26 protein-coding genes are annotated in these 25,721 nt (G+C 71.1%); 9 read left to right on the top strand and 17 right to left on the bottom strand.

Annotated elements, in window-relative coordinates:
• Positions 1-7: 7 nt before the first annotated feature.
• The 9 genes from gspD to gspG form a co-directional block, all read right to left on the bottom strand.
• On the bottom strand, positions 8-2,488 hold the full coding sequence (gene gspD / locus KF708C_RS04155; RefSeq protein WP_082079423.1) for a type II secretion system secretin GspD: 2,481 nt from the start codon (positions 2,486-2,488) through the stop codon (positions 8-10).
• A gap of 52 nt (positions 2,489-2,540) precedes the next feature.
• The gene (locus KF708C_RS04150; protein WP_020205831.1) at positions 2,541-3,365 is read right to left on the bottom strand and encodes a type II secretion system protein N; all 825 of its coding nucleotides are present in this window, start codon (positions 3,363-3,365) and stop codon (positions 2,541-2,543) included.
• Positions 3,365-3,958: a type II secretion system protein M gene (locus KF708C_RS04145; protein WP_020205832.1), complete on the bottom strand. Its 594-nt coding sequence runs from the start codon at positions 3,956-3,958 to the stop codon at positions 3,365-3,367. The genes KF708C_RS04150 and KF708C_RS04145 overlap by 1 nt, the downstream gene beginning before the upstream one ends.
• A 23-nt stretch (positions 3,959-3,981) precedes the next feature.
• Positions 3,982-5,379 carry a type II secretion system protein GspL gene (gene gspL, locus KF708C_RS04140; RefSeq protein WP_059410834.1) on the bottom strand — a complete coding sequence of 466 codons (1,398 nt, stop codon included), beginning with the start codon at positions 5,377-5,379 and terminating at the stop codon, positions 3,982-3,984.
• A gap of 365 nt (positions 5,380-5,744) precedes the next feature.
• Entirely contained in the window at positions 5,745-6,794 is a 1,050-nt protein-coding gene (gspK, locus tag KF708C_RS04135; RefSeq protein ID WP_059410833.1) for a type II secretion system minor pseudopilin GspK, read from the bottom strand.
• Positions 6,791-7,516 (bottom strand): PulJ/GspJ family protein, encoded by a 726-nt coding sequence (locus KF708C_RS04130; RefSeq protein WP_059410832.1) that lies wholly within the window; start codon positions 7,514-7,516, stop codon positions 6,791-6,793. Before KF708C_RS04130 ends, gspK begins: the two co-directional genes overlap by 4 nt.
• Positions 7,494-7,904, bottom strand: coding sequence for a type II secretion system minor pseudopilin GspI (gene gspI / locus KF708C_RS04125; protein WP_020205836.1), 411 nt, complete (start codon positions 7,902-7,904; stop codon positions 7,494-7,496). Before gspI ends, KF708C_RS04130 begins: the two co-directional genes overlap by 23 nt.
• Positions 7,901-8,392 (bottom strand): GspH/FimT family pseudopilin, encoded by a 492-nt coding sequence (locus KF708C_RS04120; protein WP_020205837.1) that lies wholly within the window; start codon positions 8,390-8,392, stop codon positions 7,901-7,903. Before KF708C_RS04120 ends, gspI begins: the two co-directional genes overlap by 4 nt.
• Positions 8,393-8,428: 36 nt before the next feature.
• A complete protein-coding gene (gene gspG / locus KF708C_RS04115) occupies positions 8,429-8,908 on the bottom strand; it encodes a type II secretion system major pseudopilin GspG (RefSeq protein WP_029044209.1) in 480 nt (159 codons plus the stop codon).
• A 239-nt stretch (positions 8,909-9,147) separates the two neighbouring features.
• Between gspG and KF708C_RS04110 the strand changes: the two genes are divergently transcribed.
• The 3 genes from KF708C_RS04110 (at position 9,148) to KF708C_RS04100 (ending at position 11,410) form a co-directional block, all read left to right on the top strand.
• Positions 9,148-9,783 carry a general secretion pathway protein gene (locus KF708C_RS04110; RefSeq protein WP_081651548.1) on the top strand — a complete coding sequence of 212 codons (636 nt, stop codon included), beginning with the start codon at positions 9,148-9,150 and terminating at the stop codon, positions 9,781-9,783.
• Positions 9,784-9,936: 153 nt separating this feature from the next.
• A complete protein-coding gene (locus KF708C_RS04105) occupies positions 9,937-10,512 on the top strand; it encodes an EF-hand domain-containing protein (RefSeq protein ID WP_020205840.1) in 576 nt (191 codons plus the stop codon).
• 406 nt (positions 10,513-10,918) lie between these two features.
• Positions 10,919-11,410, top strand: a complete 492-nt coding sequence (locus tag KF708C_RS04100) for an Lrp/AsnC family transcriptional regulator (protein ID WP_059410856.1) — start codon at positions 10,919-10,921, stop codon at positions 11,408-11,410.
• Positions 11,411-11,519: 109 nt separating this feature from the next.
• On the opposite strand, the gene KF708C_RS04095 is transcribed toward KF708C_RS04100, so the two are convergent.
• Positions 11,520-12,218: a GNAT family N-acetyltransferase gene (locus KF708C_RS04095; protein ID WP_020205842.1), complete on the bottom strand. Its 699-nt coding sequence runs from the start codon at positions 12,216-12,218 to the stop codon at positions 11,520-11,522.
• A gap of 455 nt (positions 12,219-12,673) precedes the next feature.
• Here KF708C_RS04095 and kefF point away from each other — a divergent pair, with 455 nt between their 5' ends.
• Complete coding sequence (gene kefF / locus KF708C_RS04090) at positions 12,674-13,228, top strand: glutathione-regulated potassium-efflux system oxidoreductase KefF (protein WP_020205843.1); 555 nt, start codon at positions 12,674-12,676, stop codon at positions 13,226-13,228.
• A 9-nt stretch (positions 13,229-13,237) separates the two neighbouring features.
• A complete protein-coding gene (gene kefC / locus KF708C_RS04085; protein WP_059410831.1) occupies positions 13,238-15,061 on the top strand; it encodes a glutathione-regulated potassium-efflux system protein KefC in 1,824 nt (607 codons plus the stop codon).
• A gap of 30 nt (positions 15,062-15,091) precedes the next feature.
• Here the strand turns inward: kefC and KF708C_RS04080 are convergent, their stop codons facing one another.
• The 3 genes from KF708C_RS04080 to KF708C_RS04070 all read right to left on the bottom strand — a co-directional run bounded on the left by KF708C_RS04080 (position 15,092) and on the right by KF708C_RS04070 (position 18,291).
• Positions 15,092-15,709 (bottom strand): TetR/AcrR family transcriptional regulator, encoded by a 618-nt coding sequence (locus tag KF708C_RS04080; protein ID WP_059410830.1) that lies wholly within the window; start codon positions 15,707-15,709, stop codon positions 15,092-15,094.
• Positions 15,710-15,769: 60 nt separating this feature from the next.
• Entirely contained in the window at positions 15,770-16,564 is a 795-nt protein-coding gene (locus tag KF708C_RS04075) for a DUF1835 domain-containing protein (RefSeq protein WP_020205846.1), read from the bottom strand.
• Between the two features lie 158 nt (positions 16,565-16,722).
• Positions 16,723-18,291: a tetratricopeptide repeat protein gene (locus KF708C_RS04070; RefSeq protein WP_059410829.1), complete on the bottom strand. Its 1,569-nt coding sequence runs from the start codon at positions 18,289-18,291 to the stop codon at positions 16,723-16,725.
• Between the two features lie 188 nt (positions 18,292-18,479).
• On the opposite strand from KF708C_RS04070, the gene KF708C_RS35430 reads away from it, so the two are divergent.
• Together KF708C_RS35430 and KF708C_RS04065 are read left to right on the top strand one after the other, a co-directional pair.
• Positions 18,480-18,647: a hypothetical protein gene (locus KF708C_RS35430; protein WP_020205848.1), complete on the top strand. Its 168-nt coding sequence runs from the start codon at positions 18,480-18,482 to the stop codon at positions 18,645-18,647.
• A gap of 224 nt (positions 18,648-18,871) precedes the next feature.
• Entirely contained in the window at positions 18,872-19,342 is a 471-nt protein-coding gene (locus KF708C_RS04065; RefSeq protein WP_059410828.1) for a universal stress protein, read from the top strand.
• A gap of 66 nt (positions 19,343-19,408) precedes the next feature.
• On the opposite strand, the gene KF708C_RS04060 is transcribed toward KF708C_RS04065, so the two are convergent.
• The 3 genes from KF708C_RS04060 to KF708C_RS04050 form a co-directional block, all read right to left on the bottom strand.
• Positions 19,409-19,687 (bottom strand): DUF1488 domain-containing protein, encoded by a 279-nt coding sequence (locus KF708C_RS04060; RefSeq protein ID WP_020205850.1) that lies wholly within the window; start codon positions 19,685-19,687, stop codon positions 19,409-19,411.
• Between the two features lie 118 nt (positions 19,688-19,805).
• Complete coding sequence (locus KF708C_RS04055; protein WP_059410827.1) at positions 19,806-21,953, bottom strand: FUSC family protein; 2,148 nt, start codon at positions 21,951-21,953, stop codon at positions 19,806-19,808.
• Positions 21,954-22,418: 465 nt separating this feature from the next.
• Positions 22,419-23,666: a nucleoside recognition domain-containing protein gene (locus tag KF708C_RS04050; RefSeq protein WP_059410826.1), complete on the bottom strand. Its 1,248-nt coding sequence runs from the start codon at positions 23,664-23,666 to the stop codon at positions 22,419-22,421.
• 289 nt (positions 23,667-23,955) lie between these two features.
• Between KF708C_RS04050 and KF708C_RS04045 the strand changes: the two genes are divergently transcribed.
• Positions 23,956-24,732 (top strand): GntR family transcriptional regulator, encoded by a 777-nt coding sequence (locus tag KF708C_RS04045; protein ID WP_059410825.1) that lies wholly within the window; start codon positions 23,956-23,958, stop codon positions 24,730-24,732.
• 229 nt (positions 24,733-24,961) lie between these two features.
• Positions 24,962-25,132 carry a hypothetical protein gene (locus KF708C_RS36360; RefSeq protein WP_196812933.1) on the top strand — a complete coding sequence of 57 codons (171 nt, stop codon included), beginning with the start codon at positions 24,962-24,964 and terminating at the stop codon, positions 25,130-25,132.
• Positions 25,133-25,157: 25 nt separating this feature from the next.
• Here the strand turns inward: KF708C_RS36360 and KF708C_RS04040 are convergent, their stop codons facing one another.
• Complete coding sequence (locus KF708C_RS04040) at positions 25,158-25,553, bottom strand: DUF488 domain-containing protein (protein ID WP_020205856.1); 396 nt, start codon at positions 25,551-25,553, stop codon at positions 25,158-25,160.
• Between the last annotated feature and the right edge of the window lie 168 nt (positions 25,554-25,721).

Below are 25,721 nucleotides of genomic sequence, written 5' to 3'. Positions count from 1 at the left end.
GCGTGTCTCAGTTCGCCCCGCGCGCGGCGTCCACCGTCGCGTTGCCGAGATGGATGCCCGGCGGCAGCGGGGTAGCGTCGGGCGCGCCACCGGCCGCGCCGGCGGCGCTGGCCTGGCCCCGCGCGCCGGCATTGTCGGACGCGCCCGGCACGGGCTGCTGGCGCGTGAGCGGCAACGTCTGCTCCAGCGGCAGCGGGCCCGGCACCGGGCCGCGCGAACGCGGGTCGACGAACGGCGCGGCCGGCGCGTCGGCCGGCGGCAGCACCGGCGTGTTGGTGTCGCGCGTCATGGTGTTGGGCGAGACGTAGCCCTGCTGCAGCCCGCGGATGTAGTCGTAGCGGTCCTGCGTGAGGCGGTCGGTGGCGCCGGCGGTGCGCATCACGTAGGGGCGCAGGAACACCAGCAGGTTGGTCTTGCCGCGGTTCTTGTTCTCGTAGCGGAACAGGCCGCCGATCCACGGCAGGTCGCCCAGGCCGGGCACCTTCTGCACGCCGTCGCCGTAGGTGTCCTCGATCAGGCCGCCGAGCACGATGATCTGGCCGTCGTCCACCAGCACGTTGGTCTCGATCGAGCGCACGTTGGTGGTCGGGCCCTGCGTCAGGGTGGCGGTGCCCGCCACCACCGAGGACGACTCCTGGTAGATCTGCATCTTGACCAGCCCGCCGTCGGTGATCTGCGGCTTGACCCGCAGCGTGATGCCGACGTCCTTGCGGTCGAAGGTCTGGAACGGCGTGACCGAGGCCGAGCTGCCGGTCTGCGCGTAGGAGCCGGTGGTGATCGGGATGTTCTGGCCGATCAGGATCTTGGCTTCCTCGTTCTCCAGCGTGATCAGGTTCGGCGTGGACAGCAGGTTGACGCTGCCGTCGGTGCCCAGCGCGCGCAGCAGCGCGCCCAGGCCGACGGCCTTGTTGACGATGCCGAGATTCAGGCCGGCCAGGTCCGGCACCAGTCCCGACGCCGAGGCGATCGCCGAGGTGCCGTTGGCGGCGATGCCGGCCACGGCGCCGGTCAGGTTGATGATGTTCTGGCCGCCGGTGCCGAAGTTGGTGCCGGCGAACACGTTGGTGTTGTTGCCGCTGGAGCTGAGCAGGCCCTGCCACTGGATGCCGAGCTGCCCGGTCTGGGTGGACGACACCTCCACGATCATCGATTCGATGTAGACCTGCGCGCGGCGCAGGTCGAGGTCGTCGATCACGGCGCGCAGGTTGCGGTAGACCGGCTCGCTGGCGGTGATGATGAGCGAGTTGGTGGACGGGTCGGCCTGGATGATGCCGCCGGTGGTCGGCAGGTTGTTGGTGGCGAACGAGGCCGAGAAGGCCGAGCCGCCGCCCGAGCCGAAGCCCGATCCCGAGCCGGACCCGTAGCTGCCGCTGCCGCTGCTGCGCGAGCCCGTGGTGCCGCCGCTGTACTGGCCGCTGGTGGACGTGGAGGTATTGAGCAGGCCGCCGGCGCCCGTGCTGCCCGTGCCGCCCGCGCCCTGCTGGCTGGTGCTGAACGAGCTGTCGGCGGCGACGATGGCGCGCAGCGTCTGCGCCAGCTTGGTGGCGTCGGCGTTCTTGAGCGGCACCACCCAGATGTTGCCGGGCCGCGCATAGGGCTGGTCGAGCTTCTCGATGAGCTGGCGCGCCTGCTGCAGGCGCGCGCGGCTGGGCGCGCGGACCATCAGCGAGTTGCTGCGCGGCTCGGCCACCACGGTGGTGCGCAGGCTGGCGTCCACGCCCGGCGCGCCGCCCGCGGTGCCGCCCGCGGCGGCCGGGTCCATCAGCTTCTGCAGCACCAGCGCGGTGTCGCTGGCGATGGCGTTCTTGAGCGGCACCAGCTCGACCTCGCCCGAGGCCGGCGCGTCGATGGCGGCGATGATGCGGGCCAGGCGCTGCAGGTTCTCGGCGTAGTCGGTGATGACCAGCGTGTTGTTGCCCGGATAGGCGGTGATGGTGTTGTTGGGCGCGATCATCGGCCGCAGCACCGGCACCAGGTTGTTGGCCGACTCGTAGTTGAGGCGGAACACCTGGGTCACCACCTGGTCGCCGCGCGAGCGGCCGCCGCTGACCACGATCGGCGAGCCCTGCAGCTTGGCGTCGGCTTCCGGCACCACCTTGGTGAAGCCGTTGCTCTCGACCATCGCGTAGCCCTGCATGCGCAGCACCGAGCCGAGCGTCTCCAGCGCCTGCGAGCGCGACACCGGCTGCTCCGTCACCAGGTTCACCGAGCCCTTCACGCGCGGGTCGATCACGAAGTTCTTGCCGGTGGCCTGCCCGACCGCCTTCACCACCGATTCGAGATCGGCGTTGACGAAGTTGAGCACGACCTGGTCGCGGTTGCGCGGGGTCAGGTCCGGCGGCTGGCCGGGCTGGGCCGGCTGCGCGGACGCGGGGACCGGTTGCTGGGCCCACAGCGGCGCCGGCGCCAGCAGGGAGAGGCCGCACAGCAGCGCGGTCGCGCGGGCGCAGCAGGTCTTGAACGAAGGTCGTAGGGCTTGGGTTTTCATAATCGGTTCCGGGCTGCGGGGGCGGTGCGCACAGGCGCACCGGCCGCCTGGGTCAGAAGCGCAGCCGTGTCACATTGTCCTCACGTCGTCCCAGCAGGCTCAACAGGCCCACCAATTGCGCGGCGGCGTCGGGGTCGGCATTGGCCGTGCCTTCGAAGCGCGCCTGGCGGCCCAGGGTGCCGCTGCCTCGCAGGTGCAGCGGCCCGGCAAGGGTTGTCAGTTCCAGCTTGCCGGCGGCGCCGGCCCAGTCGATCTCGGCCCGGTAGCTGCCCAGCGGGCGCACCCGGCTGACGGCCGATGATACTTGCTCGAGGCGCAGCGTCAGGTGGCCGTTCAGGCCGCCGCCGCCCTGGCCCGCGCCGCGGAAGAAGCGGCCCTGCAGCATGGACCAGTCGAGCCGCATCCGGCCGTCCGGGCGCAGCGTGTTGAACGGCGCGCCCACGCCTTCGAGCAGCGACGCCGGCAGCCGGATGGCGCCGGCCTGCGCGCTCCAGCCCAGCGGCGTGACGGCCACGCCGACCGGGCTGCTCATCGCCTCCGAGTGCGTCACCGCCAGGCGCAGGGTGCCGCCGAGCAGCGGCCAGAACGCCACCGACCATTGCAGCCGCCCGGGCAGCACGGTGGCGGTCTCGCTGCCGGCGCCGGCGGACAGCGCCAGCGTGGCGCTGCCGTGCCACAGCGAGCCCTCGGCGTCGGCCAGCAGCACGCGGCGCTGGCTCCGGCTGGCGATGCCGTCGGCGATCCAGGCCGCCGGAAACGCCGCCAGCACGGTCAGCGCGACCGTGGCCAGGCCCAGCGCGAGCCAGCCCACGCTGCGCCAGCCGCGCGGGCGGCGCACGCCGCGGCGGGCCAGCCGGAGGGCCTCGAGGCGCGCCATCAGCCGCGCCCGCCGGGGCTGGCGGCCGGACCTTGCAGGGTGGCCGTGACGTTCACCAGCGCGGTGGCGCCTACGTAGACGATGCGGGTTTCGGTGATCTTGAGCCGCTGCTGCTGGCGCACGTCCTGCAGCCAGCCCGCCACCGCGCCGAACGGCACCTTGTCGAGCTGGAGCTGCACGCCGCTGTCGCCGGTGCTGGCCAGCCGCGTGGCCTTGAGGCCGTGCTGGGCCAGGCTGTCCTGCAGCGCCTGCGAGAGCGCCTCGCCGCGCAGCGACGGCGCCGGGCTGGCGGACAGGCTGCGCGCTTCCTGCGCCAGCGTCTCCATCTCGGCGAGGTCGGTGCGCAGCTGCGGCAGGCTGCGCTGCAGCCGGGCGCGGCCGTCGGCGGCGGGCTCCCACAGCACGGTGTAGCCGATCACCAGCGCCAGCACGGCGCTGCCGGCGGCGAGGATGGCCTGCTCGCGCGGATTGCGCGCCGACCAGAACGCCTGGAAGCGCTCCTGCCAGCGCTGCGGCACGCGCGGGCGCAGGCGCGCCAGCCGTTCGGCGGTGCGGCGGCGGGCGGCGGCGGGCTGGGATGCGGTCTGTTTCATCGGGTTCACTTGGCGGGGCGCGCTCACAGGCTCGGCTTGATCGACCAGCGCGTGCCGGCCGGCGCGTTGCCGCGCGCGGCGTCGGGCTGGCTGTCGTCCGGCTCCATCGCCAGCCCGGACTGGCGCGCCGCGCTGCGCAGCGCCTCGGTGTTGGTGCCGGGCTTGAGGGTGGCGAACAGGGTGCGGCCGCGGTATTCGAGCGCCAGCAGGGCGTCCGGCGCGAGCTGGCGGGCGGCCTGGCCGAAGCGGTCGGCCAGCGGCAGGAAGTCGTCGGGCGTGCTGCGGCCGCTGGCCAGGCGCAGCTGGTCGACCTGGCGGCGCATCTGCAGCGGCGGGTCGATCACCACCGGGATCTGCGGGAAGGCGCTGCGCAGCGCCTGTTCCTGGCCTGCCAGCAGGCGCTTTTCTTCCTGGCCGAGCATCAGCCACTGCGCGTTCATGCCGGCCAGCTGCACCAGCAGCAGGCCGGCGGCCAGCGCCAGCGGCAGGCGCCAGGCCAGCAGGTTCCAGCGGTCGGCGCGGCCCTGGGCGAATTCGAACTGGGCCAGGTCGAGCGTGGGGTCGAGCAGGCTGGCCTGCGCGCCCGCGATCCACACTGGCCAGCCGAGCGCGCGCGCGCCCGGCGGCGCGGCCTGGGCGAGCGCTTCCGGCGCGGCGTACCAGTCGCCCGCCGGCGCCAGCGCCTGCCAGGCGCCGAGCGCGTCGTCGCCGAGCAGCAGGCCGTAGCCGGCGTGCTCGCCGCTGCGCACGGTCAGTTGCCAGAAGCGGGAGGCCGGCGCGGGCGCGGGCACGGCCGGCGCGCCTTCGGCTTCGAACAGGGGCGAGGCGCTGGTCAGGGTGGCGGCTTCGAGCGCCAGCGCGGCCATCGGCGCGGCGGCGTCGCTTTCGGCGTCGTCTTCGTCCTGCGGCAGCGGCGCCGGCAGCGGCAGGCACAACTGCGCCGGCAGCACGTGGCGGCGGCGGTGGCGGTGCCCGGCGAAGGCGTCCATCACCGCGCGCAGCCAGGCGCGGTCGGCCACCATCAGCAGGCGCTTGCGGGCGCCGGCGGCGGCCTTGGCGACGGGCGCGTCCAGCGCCGGGCCGACCGCGATGTGGCTGAGCTGGGCGTCGGCGGCCAGCACGTCTTCCACCAGGTTGGGCAGCGCCAGCTTGAGGCGCGCCGGCGCCAGCGGCGGCACCGTGGCCGGGGTGAGCAATACGTCGCTGGCGGCCATGATCAGGACCAGGCGCTCGGCGGCGGGCAATTCGGCGATGGGAGCGTGGCCTTCGCGCAACAACTGCGGCGCCGCCTGGGCGCCCTGGCGGCGGCCACGGCCGGTGGCGGCCGCGCGCACCAGCGCGAACGGCAGCGAGCCGAAGTGCCAGGGTTGCGGCTGATCGTGCGGCCTGTGCGGCAGGCGGACGTACAGGGTGGTGCTCAAGATTTCCTTGCTACAGCGCCAGCAACGGCGTCAATGAACGATGGCGGGGGAACAGGCGGCCCGCGCGGCGGAGCGCTCCGCTGCGCGAAAGACGCCGGCTGCGATGCTGCCGGCGGCACTGGACAGGCGAAGAAGCGCAAGACCTTGGACTACCGCTTCCGCCGGGCCGGAGCATACCTTGCCTGTGTGACGAATTGGCGTCAATACGTATCTGTATGACGGCCGCTCTCAAACGCCCGCCGGCCCCGGCTGCAGGCGCCTTTGGCGGCAGTTGGCGAGCCTTCTTGCGGGGCCTTTCGGGTCCCCCTTCCGGCCCCCTTTCCTGCCGTTTCTCAGTACCCCTCCGGCACCCTCCCGCGGCGGACTCAGCGCTGCTCCGGCATGCGGTCGAGGTCGCGCACCCACACCACCCGCGTGGTGTTGGCATTGCCCATTACTTCGCCGCGATAGACCAGCGATACCTGCATGCGGGTGGCGCGCTCGTGGCGGATCAGGCCGTAGACTAGGAAATAGTGGGTGCGCACGTCGAGCGTGCTGGTGGCGCTGTTGGGGTCGGCCTGCGGCGCCAGCGTGCGCAACTGCGATTGCAGGTCGGTGATGTTGTTGAAATAGGCGCGGTCGCGCTGGCGCACCAGTTCGCGCGCGCGATCCAGTGGCAGCTTGTCGATCACCGCGGACAGCACCTCGGCCTCGGCGGTGTTGCCGTTGACCAGCGTGCGTTCGGGCAGCAGGTCGACGAAGGGCTCGAGCGCGGCCACGATGTTCGGCGTGTAGCCCGGGATGGCGAGCAGGTCGTCGATGCCGTCGGGCGCGCGCAGGCCCGGCCGGCCGCCGCCGTCACCATCGCCGCCGCTGCTGCCGCTGCCCATCGCCGCGCTGGCCAGGTAGCGCGCGGTGGGATCGGCCAGCGCGGCGTTCAGGCCGAGCGTCTGCAGCAGGCGGCGGTAGACCGCCACGCCGGAGGGGTCGATGGTGGCGATGCGGCCCTGCGACTCGCTGGTGCTCCACAGCACCAGGTTGCTGAGGTTGAAGCGGGCCTGGGCGTCCTGGATGCGGCCCGAGAGGAAGGAGGTCTCGCCTTCCTGGTCGGTGCGCAGCGCGGCACCGAGGAAATCCGACAGCCGGGTCTCGGCGATGGGCACGGCCCAGGGCTCGCCGAGCTGGTCCACGCTGGTGCGGCGCTGGTCGTCGCGCAGGATCAGGCGGGCCCAGTCGACCGCGGCGCGCTCGATCCAGGTGGCCTGGGCCAGCAGGCGCTGGTTCTCGATCGAGCGGATCTGCACCTGCTGGCGCCACAGCATGCCGGACACGATCACCACCGCCAGCGTCACCACCAGCAGCGCCGTGACCACGGCCGCGCCGCGCTGGCGGCGCGGCGCGCGGCGGCGGACGGGAAAGGGCGGGCGCTTGCTCATAGGCCGGTCATGCAGATCTTCTGGAAATAGCGCGGCGCGTCGCCGTCGCCCATGCGCGCCGAGAGGCTCAGCTCGATGGCGCGCACCGCCGTGGCGGCCACGCCGAGGCTGGCGCCGGCGGCGGAGGCGGCCGCCGCGCTGGCGCTGGCATTGCCGCTGAGCAGGGCCGCGGCGATGCGGCCGTTCTCCGACTGCCAGCCGCCCGGCTCGACCCACGCGCGCGCGGTCAGGCCGTCGGCGTCGCCGACCAGCGGACGCATCAGGTTGCCGCCGCCGCCGGGCTGGCGCAGCGCCTGCAGCGCGGCCTGCACCGCGCCGCGGCTGTCCGCCGGCGGGCTGGCCGCGCGCACCACGGTGTCGCCGTCGAGGCGGTAGGCCACCACCTGCCACTCGGTGGGGCGGCCTTCGTCGCGGCGGTCGCGCACCATCAGCAACTGGCCGGTGCCGATCTCGACCGGGCTGCGCTGCAGCAGCACCGGGCTGGAGAGGTGCTCGCAGTCGGACTGGAACTGCCCGTACAGCAGCTTGAGCGTGTTGAGGCGCTGGTCGTGGTCGGTCAGGCGCTCGCGGCTGCGCGTCATGGCGTCCAGGCCGCGCCAGGCGATGACGGCGATCACCGCCAGCAGGGTGATGGCCACCAGCATTTCCAGCAGCGTGAAGCCGCGCGTGCCCGCGCGCGGGCACGGCCGGGGCCGCCGTTCAGAGCAGGTTGCGCGTTTCATTGGGGACGATGGTGACGAGCCAGGCCAGGCGCACGGATTTGTCGGCGTCCGACGGATAGACCGCGATCTCGACGCGGCGGAACGACGGGTTGGGCGTGCCCGAGACGGTTTCCTCGCAGTACAGCAGCACGCCGCCCTGCGGGCAGGCGTAGCCGCGCGTGCCCGGTTCGGGCCAGGTCTTGGACAGGCGCAGCGTGGCGAGGTGGTTCTCGGCGCTCCACTCGGCCAGCATGCGCGTCTGCAGCGCGCTGCCGGCCTCGATCATCGAGCCCATCGCGCGCATGGCGGCGGTCAGCGCCACGGCCAGGATGGTCAGCGCGACCAGCACTTCGATCAGGGTGAAGCCGCGCCGGGCGCGGCGCGGGCGGCGGGTGGAGCGGGGCGTCATGGCATGCTGGCGAAATAGCGGCCGGTGCCGTCGCCGGCCACGTCCACGCGGGTGTCGCCGCGCACCAGCACCACGTGCTGGGGACCGTCGATCAGCTCGCGCCCGAACACCAGGCGCGTGCCGTTGTTGCCGCGGCCGCCTTCGGTCACGGCCACGTTGTCCAGGCGCAGGCGCCAGTTGGTGGGGGCGAACACATCGGTGGCGAGCGGCGTCCAGCCGGCCGGCGTGGCCTGCAGGAAGTGCCAGCCGGTGACGTCGGCCTCCCAGGCGATCGGGCGCGCGCGCAGTTGCGCTTCCTCCTGCGCCAGTTCGAACAGGCGCGCGATGCGCTGGCCGTCGTCGAGCACGCGGCCGCGCTCGTTGGGCGAGGCGTTGACGGCCACCAGCGAGATCACGATGCCGGCGATCACCATCACCACCAGCAATTCCAGCAGCGTGAAGCCGTGGCTGCCGGGCTGGCGCCGGCGGCCTTGCGGCCTGGGGGTCATGGCTGCACGCCTGCCGCGTTCATGGACGATGCGCCCTTATTCCCAGTTGCCGATGTCGGCGTCGTTGGCGCTGCCGCCGGCCTGGCCGTCGGCACCGAAGCTGAACACGTCGATCTCGCCGCGCACGCCCGGGTTCAGGTACTGGTAGGGATGGCCCCAGGGATCCTTGGGCAGCTTTTCCAGGTAGCCGCCGCCCTTCCAGTTGTTGGGGATGGGCTCGGTGGTGGGGCGGGCCACCAGCGCGGCCAGGCCCTGCTCGGTGGTGGGATAGCGGCTGTTGTCGAGGCGGTACAGCTTGAGCGCCTGCATGATCGAGGAGATGTCCTGGCGCGCGGCGACGATGCGGGCCTCGTCGGGGCGGCTCATGATCTTCGGCACCACCAGCGCGGCCAGCACGCCGAGGATCACGATCACGACCATGATTTCGATCAGGGTGAAGCCGCGCGCCTGGCGGCGGGAAGGGCAACGGGACGGGCGGCGGAAAGAATCGGAGAAACTGGCAGCGAACCTACGCATCATGGATAGCCTATTTGGAATATCTGGTGCAGCGTCCCGGACCTCGAACGCGGGGGCGCTGCGGCTGGCCGGACAGTATAACCGCCACTTGATGACGGCTTTGTGAGCGCATGCTCGCACGGACGGCCCGGTGCGGGCATGCGCGGGCCGGTCGCCAGGGCGCCGCGCGGGCGAGGGGCAGACAGTTGTCATGCGGCTCTGGTAGGCTTGGCGCTTTCCCGTCCTTGCAGCCCCATCCCGTGCAACTTTCCATGCGGCCCGCCTTTCGTTTCGACCCGGCCGGACTCTGGCTGCCGCGCCTGGCGGCGCTCGTGCTGTTCGTCGCGCTGTGCGCGCTGGCCACGCGCTGGGTCCTGACCTTCAGCGCGATGAAGACCATCGCCGTGCCGCGCACCGCGCGCGTGGCGCAGACCGAGGCGGTGGAGACCGGCGCCGCCGGCACGCTGTTCGGCGGCGCGGCGCAGTCGGGCGTGCGCGACGTGCAGCTGATCGGCGTGGTCGCCGAGATCGGCGGCGGCAGTGCCAACGTCGGCAACGGCGGCGCCGCGATCCTCTCGCTCGACGGCGGCCCGCCCAAGGCCGTGCGCGCGGGCACCGCGCTGTCGCCGCAACTGCGGCTGGTGGAGATCCGCGACCGCGGCGTGGTGATCGAGCGCAACGGCGTGCGCCAGGAGATCGCGCTGCCGGTGCCGGCCATCGTCACGCGCGGCCCGGCGGCGCCCGCCCAGCCGGCGCTGCCGGCCGGCGCCGCGGCGCCGCTGTCCACGCCGATGCCGGTGCCGGCGATGCCCGCGCCGATGCCGGCTCCCGCGCCGCCGCCGCAGTCCGCCCAGCCCGCCGGCGTGCCGGGCGAGCCGGCTTCCGCCAAGGACTGAGCCGCGGCCGATTATTTACCAATGCTTTCAGCGGTTTACGGGAACGCCACCCAACTGTGAGCCGCGTAACAACGTATTAGAGGATCCAACTTTCGCCCCCGTCATGCGTTCTAATCGTTACCAGTCCACCTGAGACGAAAAAGGAGCAAAGACATGCAAGGCAATCTCAAGACGCGTTCGATCCGGAATTTCATGGCCGCTTCGGCGGTGTTCCTGGCGATGGGCGGCACGGCTTTCGCCCAGACCGCGGCACCCGCGCCGGCGGCGCCGGCCCCGGGCGCACCGGCCATGCAAGGCGGCATGCGCCACCACATGGAGCACGGCGGCATGTGGATGAAGTCGATCGACACCGACGGCGACGGCGCCATCTCCAAGGCGGAGGCCGACGCGCTGTTCGACAAGATCGACACCAATCACGACGGCAAGCTCGACAAGAGCGAGCTGGCGGCCTACCACAAGGCCGGGATGGAGCAGCGCCGCGCGGCGATGCAGGCCGACTTCGAGGCCCGCTTCAAGGCGGCCGACAAGAACGGCGACGGCGCGCTGACCAAGGCCGAGGTCCAGGCCGGCTTCCCGCGCCTGGCACGGCGCTTCGACCAGCTCGACGCCAATCACGACGGCAAGCTGACGATGGACGAGATCCGCGCCGCCATGCAGAAGATGCACGACCAATGGCGCCAGCACGGCAACCGCGGCGGCGCCTCGGCCCCGTCGAGCCGCGGCGGCTGATCCGGCCCCGGCGGCGATCCCGCGGCGCTCCGGCGCCGCGGGCACGGGAAAGCGCGACCCTTCGGGGCCGCGCTTTTTTTCGTGGTGCCGGCCCCGGCGCTGGTGGCCTTGGCACCATCCTTGCCTTCCCAACGCTCGCGCCCCGGGCGCCCAGTTCCAGTGCACGGCGGCGCGCCGCGGCGGCATCCTGCACCCGGAAGGCCACCGCGCCGGTGCCGGGAGGCGGGGCGCCAGCGATCGGAATGGAGGGTTGTGGCCGCCGCGCGGGAGGGGCGCGGCGCGGCGAGGGGGGAGAATGACGGCAGGCACAAGGTCCGGAAGCACACAAAAAATTGCATACTTGTGCACAGCTTGCTAAATTTGCGCAAAAAAATTGCCGTCAAACATATTGCGGAGCAACAATATCGTGAGCAAGGTGGAACTGGACAAGATCGACAGGAAGATCCTGGAGGTATTGCAGACCAACGGGAGACTGACCAACCTGGAAGTGGCCGAGCGCGTGAACCTGTCGCCGAGCCCTTGCCTGAGGCGCATCCGGCGGCTGGAAGAGATCGGCGTGATCCGCCAGTACGCGGCGCTGCTGGAGCCGGGCAGGATCGGGCTGGGGCTGCTGGCCTACATCAACGTGCGGCTGGAGAAGCACGGCGGCGCGCCCAAGGGCAAGGCGCCGCTGGACCTGTTCCGCGCCGCCATCGCGATCTGGCCGGAGGTGGCCGCGTGCCACGCGATGACCGGGGAGATGGACCTGCTGCTGAAGGTCTACGTGGAAGACATGGAGCACTTCGCGCGCTTCATGAAGGACCACCTGCTGGCGCATCCGGCGGTGATCGACGTGCGCTCGAGCTTTGCGCTGGAATGCATCAAGGACACCACCGCGCTGCCGGTGGCGGGCAACTGAGCGCAATCGGGCGCCGCGGTGCGGTTGGTGCGGTCGATGCGATCGGCGCGGCACCAATGAAAATGGCGCGCCGGGCGGGCGCGCCATCGGGGCCGGGGCGGCAGCGGCGTCAGGCCGTGCGCTTTTGCGGCAGCATCGAGCGCCAGAAGCGCAGGCCGAAGCGGCGCGCGTCGCGCAGGTTGCGGCGGACCATGTAGTCGAGGTCGGCCACCTGCTCGTCGAGCGCCTCGGTCAGGCGGCTGACGGTGTCGGCGGGCGGCAGTTCCAGGTAGGCATCGGCCTCGCCGTAGGCGTACTGCACCTTCATGCCGGCCTTCTTGGCGATGTGCATCATGGCGGCGTTGCGCGACAGGCAGTGCATGTACAGCGTGCGCACGTTGCTGTTGCGGCCGTGCATGGCGGCGCGCTCGAACAGCGCGCTGCCGATGCCGCGCCCGCGCGCGCTCTGCGACACCGACACGCCGAACTCGGCCACGCGGCCCTGGCTGTTGTCGCGCAGGTTGGCGAAGTGGCCCACGCCGATCAGTTCGAGGTGCTCGTCGTAGACGCCGAACACGGTGTCGTGGTCGAAGTCGATGCTGTCGACATAGGCCTCGATCACATGGTCGCCAACCGACTGGCCAAAACGGAGCAGGCGATCTTCCTCGCCCAGGGCGAGGAAATGCTTGAGCAGACGCGAGCGGTGATGCGCAGCCAGCTCGCGCACCAGCGTGGTGGGGCGATGCGAGGCGTGCGCGGCTGCGGATGCGCGGCGGAGATCTTCGTCGGATACGGCCCCGACGGCCTTGCTCAGTTCGAGCGGATTCACTTTGTTTTCCTTGCGACGTATTCAGGTATAAAAATAGCACTCAGCAGGTGTCAGGCCACGCACTTTCGGCGCCGGGCCGGGCAAGGCGGGCAAAAAAGCCCGAAAAGCCTGGCCCAAGGGCAAACACTATCTTGCTGCATTGCAAAAAGTATTGTAGTGGAATTGTCAGCCTGACGTAAGGTTCGGAGGCGATCCAATTGGTTGTATTTTGTAATTTTTGTATATCTCCAATGAAATCAAAGACTTGACGTGTGCTTCATGATGCCGCAGGGTGCCGGGCATGTGGATTTGTTGCAACGCCGCATAATGCCGTGTCCACATCGCCGCCCGGCGGCGGCGCCGTTGCCGCGGCCCGGGGAGGGTCCCGGGCGCGGCCGCATGTGAGTCTCTGTTCTCTTCAATGCCGGCGATGCCGCGGTTCCGGACCGCGCGCCGCACGTTTTCCAGGATTTTTCGTGGACCCAAAGGCCGAGCCCCCGATTCTCGTCATCTATGCCCACCCCAGGCCGCGCCTGTCGCGCGTCAACCGGCCGCTGGCCTCGGCCCTGCAGGCCCTGCCCGCCGTCACCGTGCACGATCTCTACCTCCGCTATACCGATTACGACATCGACGTGGTCGCGGAGCAGCGCGCGCTGGCGCGCGCCGCCACGCTGGTGCTGCAGTTCCCCGTGCAGTGGTACAGCATGCCGGCGCTGCTCAAGCTCTGGATGGACGAGGTGCTGGAGAGCGGCTGGGCCTACGGACCGGGCGGCACCGCGCTGCGCGGCAAGTCCCTGCTGGTGGTGGCCAGCACCGGCGGCCACGCCGATTCCTACGGGCCCGAGGGCACGCACGGCCACGGCATCGACGAATACATGCTGCCGCTGGCGCAGACCGCCGTGCTGTGCGGCATGAACTGGCTGGCGCCGCTGGTGCTGCATGACGCCAACCAGGTGGACCAGGACGCGCTGGCCGGGCATATCGCCCGCGTGTCCGGCGTGCTCGGCGCCGCCGGCGCCGTCGCCGGCTGAGGGGGCGCCGTGGAACAACACGATTTCCTGGTGGCCCTGGTGGTCTTCCTGGTCGCCGCGGTGGTGGCGGTGCCGCTGGCCCGCCGCTTCGGGCTGGGCGCGGTGCTGGGCTACCTGCTGGCCGGCGTGGCGATCGGCCCGTGGGCGCTGCGCCTCGTCACCAACGTCGAGGCCATCCTGCATTTCTCCGAGTTCGGCGTGGTGCTGATGATGTTCGTGATCGGCCTGGAGCTGGAGCCGAAGAAGCTGTGGGAACTGCGCCGCGTGATCTTCGGCTACGGCGGCGCGCAGATGGCGGCCTGCGCGGTGCTGATCGGCGGCGCCGCGACGCTGGTGGGCGCGCCGTGGCAGGTGGCGCTGGTGGCGGGGCTCGGGCTGGCGCTGTCGTCCACCGCCATTGCGCTGGCCACGCTGACCGAGCGCAACCTGTTCGGCACCCCGGCCGGCGCCGCCGGCTTCGGCATCCTGCTGTTCCAGGACATCGCCGCGATCCCGATGATCGCGCTGCTGCCGCTGCTCGCGGCGCAGGGCGCGCAGGCCGGCACCGCCGCGGCGGCGGGCGCGGCGGGCTGGCTCGGCGCGGCCAAGGCGGTCGGCGTGATCGGCGCCGTGGTGGTGGGCGGGCGCTACCTGGTGCGCCCGGCGCTGAACTTCATCGCGCGCACCGACATGCGCGAGATGTTCACCGCCTTCGCGCTGCTGCTGGTGGTGGGCATCGCGCTGATGATGGACGCGGTGGGCCTGTCGATGGCGCTGGGCACCTTCCTGGCCGGCGTGCTGCTGGCGGACTCCGAGTACCGGCACGCGCTCGAGGCCGACCTGGAGCCGTTCAAGGGCCTGCTGCTGGGGCTGTTCTTCATGGCGGTCGGCATGTCGATCGATTTCGGCGTGCTGATGCAGGCGCCGGTCATGGTGGCGGCGCTGGTGGCCGGGCTGGTGGTGCTCAAGACCGCCATGCTGACCTTGCTGGCGCCGCGCTTCGGCATTGCGCGCGGCCAGCGGCTGCTGTTCGCGCTGCTGATCTCGCAGGGCGGCGAGTTCGCCTTCGTGGTGTTCGGCGTGGCCGGCGGCGCCGGCCTGCTGCCGCCGCGCACCGAGGCGCTGCTGGTGCTGGTGGTGGCGCTGTCGATGGTGGCCACGCCGCTGCTGCTGCTGGGCTACGACCGGCTGGTGGCGCCGCACCTGGCGCGCCTGGCGCGGCGCCCGGACGACGTGATCGAGCCGCAGGACAACCCGGTGCTGATCGCCGGCTTCGGCCGCTTCGGCCAGATCATCGGCCGCCTGCTCTACGCGCAGGGCATCGGCGTCACCGTGCTGGACCACGATCCCGACCAGATCGAGTTCCTGCGCCGCTACGACTTCAAGGTGTTCTACGGCGACGCCACGCGCATGGACCTGCTCGAGTCCGCCGGCGCCGAGCGCGCGCGCATCCTGGTGGTGGCCATCGACGGCATGGAGGACAGCCTGGCGCTGATCGACAACGTGCGCAAGCGCTTCCCGCACCTGCGCATCTACGCGCGGGCGCGCCACGTCTCGCACGTCTACCAGCTCAAGGATCGCGGCGTGGAGCTGTTCGAGCGCGAGATGTTCGAGGGATCGCTGCGGCTCGGCCGCAGCGTGCTGGAGGGGCTGGGCTACGACCCGGTCGAGGCGCGCTCGGTGGCGCTCCGCTTCCGCCGCCACAACATCGCCGCCATCGAACGCTTCTACCCGCACTACACCGACCAGAAGAAGCTGGTCTCGCTGGCGCGCCAGGCGCGCGACGAGCTCGAGGAAATGTTCCGCCAGGACCGCGACCAGCGCCGGCGCCGGGAGGAAGAGGACTGGTCCTGACTGGTGACGGGCCGGCGGGCGCGCCGCGCGCTAGGCGGCCTCGCGCGGCGCGCCCGGCAGGCCGCCCGCGAGCAGGTCGATCACCATCTCGGCGAAGTCGGCGTAGGACAGCTTGCCGCCCGGCTTGAGCCAGGTGAAGGTCCAGTTGATCATGCCGAACACCGTCATGGTCAGCGCCGCCTGGTTGTCGCGGTTGACGCGCTCCGGGTAGGCGCGGCGCAACTGGCGCGAGAAGGCAGCCACCACGTCACGCTCGCGCTTGAGGATCTGGTCGCGCTGCTCGTCGGCCAGGAACTTGACGTCGTTGACGAGCGCGACGTGGCGGGTTTGCGAGGTCTCGTACTCGGCCAGGAACGCGCGGATCAGGCTGGCGAAGGTTTCCTGCTCGCTGCTGCCGCGGCGTCCGGCCTCGGCTTCCACCTCGGCCACGATCAGCATCAGCCGGCGCGTGTAGCGGTCGAGCAGGTCGAACAGGATCGCTTCCTTGCTCTCGTAGTAGTGGTACAGGCGCGCCTTGGAGGTGCCGCAGGCGGCGGCCAGGTCGGCCATCGAGGTGCTGGGGTAGCTGCTGGCGGCAAACGCGGCGGCGGCCAGGTCCAGTATCTGCTCGCGCTGCGCCTCGAAATCGGGTGCCTTGGTACGGGCCATGTAAACGTCCGCTTGTATCCGCTTGTCTTGGGCTTGTGGTCGGCTCGGGGGCTTGCGGCCTTATTCGCCGCCGGCGGACGGATTGCGGCGCAGCTCGCAGGTCTGCAGCGAATCGGCATTGCCGCGCAGCACCAGCTGCCCGGCGCCGATCAGCTCGCGGCAGCGCCAGAACACGAACCAGTCGCTGGCCAGCAGGCCTTCGATGGCGCCCATCACGGCGTCCACCACCTGCGCGGCCGGCGCCCATTCCTGCGGGGCGCGCTCCAGGATCACGTCGTCCACCGAGTGGTAGGCGGCGGGCACCAGCGTGTTGCCCTTCCACAGCCGCACGTCGGCGTTTTCCTTGACGTTCTGCTGCCACTCGTAGCCCAGCCGGCCCAGGCGCAGCACCGAGACCGGCGCGATGGTGGAAAAGCGCCGCGCCAGGCGGGCCGCGGGATACATGCCGATGGAGGCCAGGTTGCCGTGCGCGGGCGTCTCGAGCTCGCGCAGGTCCATCGCCACCTCGTTGATGCGCTGCGGCGACTGGTACAGATGGAACACCACCCGGCGCAGCATCAACTGGTCCGAGGCGCTCTGGCCGTGCCAGATGGCGATCTCGGTCTCTTCCTTGCGCAGGGCATGCAATTGGTCCAGCGCCTGCTGCATCTCGGCGGCGAAGTCGATGTCGCTGCGCGGCGCCACGCGCTGCCAGAAGCCGGAGCGGATGAGGCCGCTGCCGTCGACGTCGGCGATCGGGCCGACGGCGAGGTCGTCGCGCAGCACGACGACCGGGTCGGGCCGGGCGGCCTGGGCGAGAGCTTGCCGCAGCGTATTGCCCGCTACGTCACCGTTGACGACATGGATATATTGCATGGCGTGATTGTATATGGATGCGCGGCGCGGCTGCTTCCATTTTGATCACGCGTGCGTGTGCGCCCGCACGGCCGGGCGTTCCCGCGCGGGCCGCCGCCGCGCGTCCGGCGAGGACGTGGCGGGCACGGGAGGCGCGCGTTGTTCTCGTCCTCACCCGCCTAGCCGCGCGGCGCGTCCCGCAGCAGGGCCGCGAGCGCCGCGCCGAGCTCGGCCAGCGCGCCGCCCCAGTCGCGCATCGCGGGCTGGCGGAACAGGCGCATGCCCGGATACCACGGCGAGTCCGCGCGCCCGAGCAGCCAGCGCCAGTCGGGCGAGTACGGCAGCAGCAGCCAGACCGGCTTGCCGAGCGCGCCGGCCAGGTGGGCGACGGCGGTGTCGACGCTGATGACCAGGTCGAGGTTGTCGATGAGGGCGGCGGTGTCGGCGAAGCTGGCGAGTTCGCCCGAGACGTCCAGCAGTTGCGGCAGCGCCGCGAGCGCGGCGCGGTCGGCCTCGCGCAGGTCTTTCTGCAGGCAGACGAAGCTGGCGTCGCCGGCCAGCAGCGGCCCCAGCTGCTCCAGTTTCAGCGAGCGGTTGCGGTCGTTGCGGTGCCAGGTGCTGCCCGACCAGGCCACGCCGATGCGCGGCCGGCGGCCGCCGGCGGGGCTGGCATCCAGCCGCGCGCGCCACGCCGCGCTGCGTTCCGGGTCCGCGCGCAGGTAGGGCGCTGGCGGAATGGTCGCGAGGCTGGTGCGGAAGGCGAGCGGCAGGCTCATCAGCGGGCAATGGCAGTCGAACGCCGGCAGCGGATCGCCCTCGGCGACCAGTTCGGCGACGCCGGGAAAGCCCTGCAGCAGCGGCACCAGCGCCGGCTGCACCTGCAGGATCACGCGCGCGCCCAGGGCCGCCACGGCCGGCACGTAGCGGACGAACTGGATGGTGTCGCCGAAGCCCTGCTCGTTGTGCAGCACGATGGTCTTGCCCGCCAGGCTGCCTTCGCCCAGCCACGGCTTGCCGGGCAGGCGGTGCACCGGGCTGCCGTCCAGCCAGCGCCATTCGTACTCGCGCCAGCCGTGCTCGAAGACGCCCGTCAGCAGGTTGGTCTGGGCGCGGTTGCAGCGCGCCAGCGCGTCGTTGGCGTTCAGCGTGACGGCCTTCTTGAAGTGGCGCATGGCTTCGTCGAAGCGGTGCAGGTCGCGCAGCGCCACGCCCAGGTTGACGTAGCCGCCGGAGAAATCGGGGCGCAGCTGGATGGCGCGCTGGTAGCACGCGATCTCTTCCTCGAAGCGGTCGATCTCGCCGAGCGCCTTGCCCTTGTTGTACAGCGCCTCGAAGCTGTCCGGGCGCAGCTTCAGGGCCGCGTCGAAGGCGGCCACGGCGGCCGTTCCGTCGCCGCGCGCGGCCAGGGACAGGCCGAGATCGTGATGGGCCTCGAAGAAGTACGGCCGCAACGCCAGCGCCTGCGAGAAGGCGGCGATGGCCGCGTCGTGCTCGCCCAGCTTCTGGCGCGCCACCGCCAGGTTGTAGTGCAGCTCGGGCGACGCCGCGCCGGCCTGCGCGGCGCTTTCGAGATGCGCCGCCGCGGCGCGGAAATCGCCCTGGTTGCCCGCGGCCAGCCCCAGCAGTTCGAGGGCGCCGCCGTGGCCGGGCTGGTGCGCCAGCAGCGCTTCGAGCCCCGCGCGGGCGCCGGCGAAATCCCCCGCGGCGAGGGAACGGCGGGCTTGGTTGATGACTTGAGTCTGGTCCATTGGCAAACGCTTTGGCCGGGCGGCGTCGGGAAATCACGGCCGCGGCGGCAGTCTAAACATGGAAGGCCGCTGCGCCACGCCGGCCCTACCGCGCCCGCGCCGCCGATGCCCTGGAGGGAAACTGGGCAGGGCGCGGGCAGCGGACGGAGGGCGGCCGCGGCGGCAGCATCTTGAGCAAGGAGGCAATTATGCAATGCGCTTTCCCTGACAGGTACTGCGGCGCCAGGCTGTGCCGCCGCCTCGCCTGGCTCGCGGTGTGGCTCGTGCTGGCCGCGCTGGCGTTCCTGCCCCGGCCCGCCGGCGCCAGCAACGAGTTCGGCGTGCGCGGCGATGGCGTGCGCGGCATGCGGGTCTAAGATCCGCCGATTACCTCGACGCCGTGAACCGCGGCGACTCGCTCCGGGTGCTCGCGCCGGACCGCATGCCGGTGTCGCGCCCGGGCCGCTACCTCGTCATCGTCGATTCGGGCATGCGCGCGCCGGATGCGCAGACAAGTGCGCTGCGAGGCGAGTAGTATCGATGGCGGCCGGCGCACTGGCGCCGGCATCACTTCCAGCGAATTCCCAAGGAGCGAATGGCAATGACGAATGCGGCATACAAGAAGATCGTGGTGGCGGTGGACGGCAGCGCCACCTCGGACCTGGCGCTGACCGAAGCGATCCGCCTGGCGGTCAGCGGCGAGGCGGAGGTGCTTGCCTTGTACGCGGTGGACAACAGCCAGATGCTGTTCGATGCCGCCTACTACGATCCGGCGCCCATCCAGCAGGCGCTGACCGAGAGCGGCGAACGCGCGCTCGCCGCGGCCGCCAAGCGGCTCGAAGCGCAAAAGGTGAGGCACGAAGTGCGTCTGGTGGAACCGCAGACCTCGCTCGGCGACATCGCCGGGTCCATCAACGAAGCCGCGGCCCAGTGGGGCGCGGACGTGATCGTGATCGGCACTCACGGCCGGCGCGGCGTGCGCCGGCTGGTGCTGGGCAGCGTGGCGGAGTCGGTGATCCGCCAAGCCACCGTGCCGGTCCTGCTGGTGCGGGGCCAGGCGGCGGAAGGCTAGCAGCGGCGGCACGCGGGCAGGCCGCCCGCGCCGCCGTGTCTGCCCAGCGTATCTCGCCTGTCCGGCTTATCCGGCGAAGCGGATATGGCCGCTTCGCAGCACGATCTCCCTGGCCTGGGTCAGTTCGAACAGGCCCTGGGCAATGTGCTCGATGCGTTGTCGGTTGCTGGTGAAGGCGTGCACGAGATCCTCCTCGCGCGGCGAGCGCGCGCCGAAGTGCGTCTCGAGCGCTTCGGCCGTGATCGAGTAGAGCGTGGGCTTGCCGTTTACCGTGGCGGGGCAGGAAAGCGTCAGGCTGGCCGCGCAATAGGCGGGAACGCTGCGGGGAAACGAGATCTCGGGCATGGCGCGCCTCACAACGGTCGCTGAAGGATGCCACCATTCTAGGAGATCGCGCCGCCGGGCGATGCCGTGCCGGGGCGGGCGTGCTTGATTGCCGTCAATCCTGCCGCCAACCGCGCCGTCAGCCAGGATGGGGTACGCGCCGGCCGCCAGCCGCGGCAATGCCGGCCGCCAGCCGGCCCGCCGTGGCGACCGCCGCGTCGGCCGCGTCCGCCTGGGTGGCGGCGAAGGCGGCCTGCTCGAGCAGGAAGCGGTCCAGCGCCGGCTCCGCGGCGGCGCCGGCCGGCTGCGCCGCGGCCGCGCGCGCCGGCCCGCCTTGGCCGGGATGCGCGGCCAGCGCCGAGAGCCGGCCCGCCAGCGTCTGCAACACCCCCTGCGTGGCGGGCAGCGGCGCGCCCGCGCCGGCTTCCGCCTCCAGCCCCGCGCGCACCACGCCGGCCAGCGCGGCCATGCGCCGCGCGGTCAGGTGCAGCCCGGCATAAGCCGCCGCCAGTTCGGGAAGGAGTTCGCCCTCAGCCTGTTGCAACGTGAGCTCGGCCCGCGCCGAGGTGCGGCCCGCGGCGATGCGCAGGCTTTCCAGGCGGGCGGGCGTGGGCGCGGGCGAGCGCGTGGGCGAGGTGGTGAAGGCCACGGCGCCGGCAAATGCCGCGCGCAGGTACGTCGCGTTGGCGGCGAGCGCCTCGAGGCCGTGCCGGCGCACCCGCGACAACTCGGCGCGCGGCGCCAGCACGTAGTAGCTGGCCAGCGCGATCAGGCAGCCGAGCGCCGTGTCGATGCCGCGCAGCGCCGCGAAGTGGCTGCTGTCTTCCGCCGGCGCCCCCACCCACGAGAACAGGATGACCGCCGGCGTCAGAAAGAAGGCGAACAGCGCCGGGCTGCCGGCGAGCCGGAAGATGTAGGCGGCGGCCAGGCACGCCGCGCTGATCGCCAGCGCCAGAGGTGCCGCCGGATGGGCCAGGCCGATCGCGCAGGCCATCAGCGCGCCCGCCAGCGAGCCCGCGAAGCGCAGGAACGAAATCCGGCGCGTGGTCTGCAACTGCGGGCTCAGCACCATGATGACGGTGACGGCCACCCAGTAGCCGTGATCCACGCGCAGCAGTTGCGCGGGCAGCAGGCTCAGGCTGCCGGCCAGCGCCAGCCGCACGGCGTGGCGCGCCACGCGTGCGTCGCGCGCGGTGTGCTCGGCCAGGGTGGCGCGCCAGCGCTGCCAGCGCTGGCGGAAGGCCCGGCGCGGCCGCCGATGCGCGCCGTGCCAGGCGGCAAAGGCCGGGTAGCGGGCCAGGGCGGCCAGCGCCGACTGGTAGAGGGCCGGCGCGGCGGCGTTGACCAGCGGCGCGTGCAGGCGCCGCAGCTCGTGGGCCAGCGCCGCGCACAGCGCAAGCAGGTCGGGCGTGCTGCGGGCCAGCGCTTCCTCCACCTGCAGGCGCAGGTCGGCGACGCAGCGCTGCAGGTGCTGCAGCGGCAGGGCGGTGGCGCCGACCTTGCCGGCGGGGGCCGGGAGCGCGGTGTCCATGCGGCCGCGCAGTTCGGCGGCGACGATCAGCAGCGCGAAGATCGCGTCGGCCAGGCTGACGACGTAGGCATAGCGCATCCGCGCGAGCGGGTCGCCCAGGCCGCGGCGCGCGCCGATCGCGAGATGCGCCGCCTCGATCCTTTCCCGGATGTCGCGCTTGCAGGCCGCCGCGTCGCCGACCGGGCCGGCGCCGGCAAGCTCGGTGGCAAAGCGCAGCAGCGCGTCGAAGACCGCCATCACCTCCGCGCGCGGGCGCCGGTCGGGCGCGGAACGGATCAACACCAGGCACATCAGGCAGGCGAATACGCCGCCGAGCAGGAATTCCTGGCTGCGCTCGAACACGCGCACGGCCAGTGCGGCATCGTCGACCGGCTGCAGGCAGGCGGCGATCAGGATCACGTAGAGCAGCTTGGCCGACAGGGCCGGCCCGGGCCCGCGGGTTTCCGCCAGGCCCGCGGCCAGCCCGGCGGCGGCAACCACGGCCAGCGCGGCCAGCGGGGAAGCGGCCACCGCCGCGCCCAGGGCACATGCGGCCGTGCCGCCCACGCCGACCGAGCCGAGGGCCGAGAGGCGGTCGCTGGCGGTGCCGGCGCGGTCTGCGAGGCAGGTCCAGAGCGAGGCCGTGGCCGCCCACAGGTAGCCCGGCTGGCCGGTCAGCCAGCCGATGCCGGCCAGGGCCAGGAACGAGAAGGCGTAGACCAGCCCCCGTTGCAGCATCGGGGTGTCGGGGCGGGGCAGGTGCAGCGCGGAAAACATGTCGACGAAAGCGGGGCGGGGGCGCCGGTGGGGTACGAACGATGGATCGACTCTAAGGCACGGGCATGTTGCGACGCAACATATCGCGCCCTCCGTCATGTTTCGCACTGCCTTGGTGCGAGCCTGCCTTGCTGCGGTGCGCAAAATACGCGCGCCGCGCCCGCGTGGGGCAGGCTGGCCTCCAGACGCCGGTACATCGGCGTTTGAGCGCGAATTGCCGCCGCAGGGCCGAATTTCGGGCAAAAAAAACCCGCGCAGTTCATGCGCGGGTTGGAATCCACCGAGGTGGTGGAGGAGACAGACTCCACTATATACGATTTGTTGCGACGCACCAAGCGCGACGTTATTCAAGCGTGTATTGCTCCACAAACATGTTGCTTTTTCACAACGAAGCAGGGGCTGGCAATACAGAGGCTGGATTTTTCGTTCGATGCCTGCGGCCTTCGCCCGCTGGGAGTCGGGCACTCAGGTGAAGAACAGGTAGGCAATGGCCACCGCCGCGCAGAGGCCGGCTAAGTCGGCGAACAGGGCGCAGGCGAGCGCGTGCCGCGTATTGCGGATGTTGACGCTGCCGAAATAGACGGCCAGCACATAGAAGGTGGTTTCGGTCGAACCCTGGATGATGGCGGCGAGCTTGCCCTGGAACGAGGCCACGCCATAGGTATTCATCACATCGATCATCAGGCCGCGCGCGCCCGCGCCCGATAGGATCTTCATCAGGCCGACCGGCAGCGCGGGCACGAACGCGGTGTCCAGCCCCAGCCAGGCAACGCCGGCGGCGAGCCCTTTCATCAGCACGTCCATGCAGCCGGTCACGCGGAACAGGCCGATCGCCACCAGGATCGCCACCAGGTAGGGAATGATCTGCACGGCCACGCAGAAGCCGTCCTTGGCGCCGTCGACGAACGCATCGTAGACGTTGACGCGGCGCACGGCCCCGCAGACCAGGAACACCACGATCAGGGTGACGATGAATCCGCTGCCGGCCAGTGCCGTGATCGTGCTGACCTGCTCGGGCGGAGCATGGCGCAGCCACAGGAACAGTCCGCCCACGGCGGCGGCCAGCAGGCCGAAGGCGGCCAGCACGGCGGGCTTGAGCAGGTTGAGCCGCTGCGCCCAGGCCACGGCCAGCAGGCCGGCCACGCACGAGACGCAGGTGGCCAGCAAGGTGGGCAGGAAGATGTCGGCCGCGTTGAAGCCAGGCAGGCCCTGCTTGATGGCGATGGCCTGCCGCATGGCGATCACCGAGGTCGGGATCAGGGTCAGTCCGGCCGTGTTCAGCACGATGAACATGATCTGCGCGTTGCTGGCCGTATCCGGGCGCGTGTTCAGCGACTGCAGTTCCCGCATGGCGTTCAGGCCGAGCGGGGTGGCCGCGTTGTCCAGCCCGAGCATGTTCGCCGAGACGTTCATCATCATGGCGCCCTGTGCCGGATGGCCCTGCGGCACGCCGGGGAAGAAATGGCGCAGCAGGGGGCTGACGGCGCGCGCGAAGACGTCCACCACGCCGGCCTGCTCCCCGATCCGCATGATGCCGAGCCACAGGCTCATCATGCCGGCCAGCCCCAGCGAGATCTCGAACGCGGTGCGGGCGTTGTCGAACAGGCTGGCCAGCATGGCGGGGAACACCGCGGTGTCGCCGAGCGCCAGGCGTACGCAGGCGACGATGAAGGCAAGCAGGAAAAAAGACAGCCAGACGATATTCAGTGCCATCGATGCGCCGGGGTTTGGAGAGATTCAGCTTCGCGCATCATAGCGTGACGGATGGGGCGCCCGGGCCGCGCGCGCGCCGGCCGCGCGGCGCTTGACCCCGCGCAAGGGCTGGGTGCATGGCGGCGCGCAAAAATGGCCTCGCGCCGGTATACAATGCGAACAATATCGCCGTCGCGGCATTGCCCTTCGGGGCAGCGCGGCGGTCCCAGATCCCTTTGACTACCGTCCGCGACGGCGTGCCTGCGCGGCTCGCCCGGCGACGGTGTCTTGCCGACCGAAGCCAGAACCTATGTCCGACGCCCCTGGTACCGAACGCGCTCACGCAGCTTCGGATTCCGCCGGCACCAGCCTTGGCGCCCAGCATTCCCCCCTGTTCGCGCTCGTGACCGACACCCTGCGGCAGCGCATCCTGGCGGGTGAGTACAACCAGGGAGACCGCCTGGTGGAGAACAAGCTTTCCACCGAGCTCGGCGTGTCGCGGATTCCGGTGCGGGAAGCGCTGCGCGCGCTGGCCGCGGAAGGCCTGGTGCGCATCGAGCCGCGGCGCGGCGCGTCGGTGGCGACGCTGTCGCCGAACATCGCCAAGGAAATGGTCGAGGTGCGAGCCACCCTGGAAGGGCTCAACGCCAAGCTGGCCGCGCAGCGGCGCGATCCGCGCCTGCTCTCCGAGCTCGACGACGTCCTGCGCCAGGGCACCGAGGCGGCCGCCAGCGGCCGGACCGAGCGCTTCGTCGAACTCAACTCCCGCTTCCATGAAGTGCTGGGCAATATCGCCGCCAACAGCGTGCTGCAGGACATGGTGCGGACGCTGCGGGAGCGCACCGGCTTGCTGTTCGCGCCGGCCAACGTGCCGCGCGCGCGGCAGAACTGGGAAGAGCACGCGCAGATCCTGCAGGCGGTCATTGCCGGCGATGCCGATCTGGCCGCGCTGCTGGCGACCCGCCATGTCTACAGTGCGGCCAAGGCGGCCGAGGAACTGGCGGAGACGACCCCGAGCGGCGGAGAAGCCCCCCGCACTGGCAGCCCGGCCAAGCGAGGCGGCCGCACTGCCGCGAGCGCCGGCTAGCGCGGAGCCGCAGGCAGGCGTCGGGGCGCCTGGAAGGTATTCGGTATACGATGTGCTGAAAGCGGCACGATCAAAGGCCGGGACGTGAGTAACGTCCCGGCCTTTGATTTTATTGGGCATTTCCGCAACGGAAATGCACCGTTGCGAGGCATGGGCGTGCCCTGTTATGACGCGACGCACCAAAATTTGGTATACTATCGCTTCCGATGAACCACAATAGGGAATGACCATGAACTACCCGACGCCTTCCTATTTCCGGCAGTCGGTCGGCGAGCAACTGCTGGCCCACTACGCCCGGCGCGACGCCGTGCGCCACAGCACGCCGCTCCTGCCCATCCAGTGGAGCGCGCTGCGCGCGCTGTTCCACCGCTCCGGCTCCGGCACGCAAAAGACCGTCTGACGGGAATCTCCCGCCTGCGCGGCGGTCAAGCCATCGCGGCGCCTCTTTTCTCCAGCAGGGACCGCAGAATGGAACGGTGGCAGCGCCGCTCCTGCTCGCAATAGCAGCCAAGCGAAAAGTTCGTCTGCCGCGACAGGGCGGCCAGCAGGTCCAGCGTGCGGCTGGCTTCGGGGTGCGCCATTTCCGCGCGGAAGTGACGCTCGAACTCGCGCCAGCCTTTCTCGTCGTCGTCTTCCTGTATCGCCAGCGCTTGCGCGACGAGATCCGCCGAAGGCGAGAGCTCCGGGTACCAGACGTCGTAATAGTCGCGCGAAGCGAACTCCGCCTTGGGTACGCCGCGCGGCGGCCGGCGCACGGTGCCGATGCGAAGCCCCTCGTCGGGCGCGCGCGGTGAACCCAGCCTCACGATCCGGATCGCCATTGCCGTGTCTCCTCTATATATGGATGTGATGGAAGAGAAAGTATGTGGCATCCACGCATGAATGGGAGTGAGACGGGTCTGATTTGCGGAGCCTTCGCGCCGGCGCGAATTTGTATCCTTCGAGTCTCTTTTTTGGCCGCAGAGAAATCCTCGCAGAAAACGCTTGCC

The sequence above is a fragment of the Cupriavidus basilensis genome, from assembly GCF_000876015.1.
Taxonomy (GTDB): Bacteria; Pseudomonadota; Gammaproteobacteria; order Burkholderiales; family Burkholderiaceae; genus Cupriavidus; species Cupriavidus basilensis_B.
Note: the sequence above shows the minus strand (reverse complement) of the source record. Positions and strands in the feature narration are given on the sequence as shown.

Coding starts and splice junctions, on each gene's coding strand:
- KF708C_RS04040 (WP_020205856.1), bottom strand. CDS start 25,553: ATGGCGATCCGGATCGTGAGGCTGGGTTCACCGCGCGCGCCCGACGAG.
- KF708C_RS04150 (WP_020205831.1), bottom strand. CDS start 3,365: ATGGCGCGCCTCGAGGCCCTCCGGCTGGCCCGCCGCGGCGTGCGCCGC.
- KF708C_RS04080 (WP_059410830.1), bottom strand. CDS start 15,709: ATGGCCCGTACCAAGGCACCCGATTTCGAGGCGCAGCGCGAGCAGATA.
- KF708C_RS04070 (WP_059410829.1), bottom strand. CDS start 18,291: ATGGACCAGACTCAAGTCATCAACCAAGCCCGCCGTTCCCTCGCCGCG.
- KF708C_RS04065 (WP_059410828.1), top strand. CDS start 18,872: ATGACGAATGCGGCATACAAGAAGATCGTGGTGGCGGTGGACGGCAGC.
- KF708C_RS04145 (WP_020205832.1), bottom strand. CDS start 3,958: ATGAAACAGACCGCATCCCAGCCCGCCGCCGCCCGCCGCCGCACCGCC.
- KF708C_RS04060 (WP_020205850.1), bottom strand. CDS start 19,687: ATGCCCGAGATCTCGTTTCCCCGCAGCGTTCCCGCCTATTGCGCGGCC.
- KF708C_RS04120 (WP_020205837.1), bottom strand. CDS start 8,392: ATGACCCCCAGGCCGCAAGGCCGCCGGCGCCAGCCCGGCAGCCACGGC.
- KF708C_RS04055 (WP_059410827.1), bottom strand. CDS start 21,953: ATGTTTTCCGCGCTGCACCTGCCCCGCCCCGACACCCCGATGCTGCAA.
- gspI (WP_020205836.1), bottom strand. CDS start 7,904: ATGACGCCCCGCTCCACCCGCCGCCCGCGCCGCGCCCGGCGCGGCTTC.
- KF708C_RS04050 (WP_059410826.1), bottom strand. CDS start 23,666: ATGGCACTGAATATCGTCTGGCTGTCTTTTTTCCTGCTTGCCTTCATC.
- KF708C_RS04105 (WP_020205840.1), top strand. CDS start 9,937: ATGCAAGGCAATCTCAAGACGCGTTCGATCCGGAATTTCATGGCCGCT.
- KF708C_RS04130 (WP_059410832.1), bottom strand. CDS start 7,516: ATGAAACGCGCAACCTGCTCTGAACGGCGGCCCCGGCCGTGCCCGCGC.
- KF708C_RS04075 (WP_020205846.1), bottom strand. CDS start 16,564: ATGCAATATATCCATGTCGTCAACGGTGACGTAGCGGGCAATACGCTG.
- gspG (WP_029044209.1), bottom strand. CDS start 8,908: ATGCGTAGGTTCGCTGCCAGTTTCTCCGATTCTTTCCGCCGCCCGTCC.
- KF708C_RS04045 (WP_059410825.1), top strand. CDS start 23,956: ATGTCCGACGCCCCTGGTACCGAACGCGCTCACGCAGCTTCGGATTCC.
- KF708C_RS36360 (WP_196812933.1), top strand. CDS start 24,962: ATGAACTACCCGACGCCTTCCTATTTCCGGCAGTCGGTCGGCGAGCAA.
- KF708C_RS35430 (WP_020205848.1), top strand. CDS start 18,480: ATGCAATGCGCTTTCCCTGACAGGTACTGCGGCGCCAGGCTGTGCCGC.
- gspD (WP_082079423.1), bottom strand. CDS start 2,488: ATGAAAACCCAAGCCCTACGACCTTCGTTCAAGACCTGCTGCGCCCGC.
- gspK (WP_059410833.1), bottom strand. CDS start 6,794: ATGAGCAAGCGCCCGCCCTTTCCCGTCCGCCGCCGCGCGCCGCGCCGC.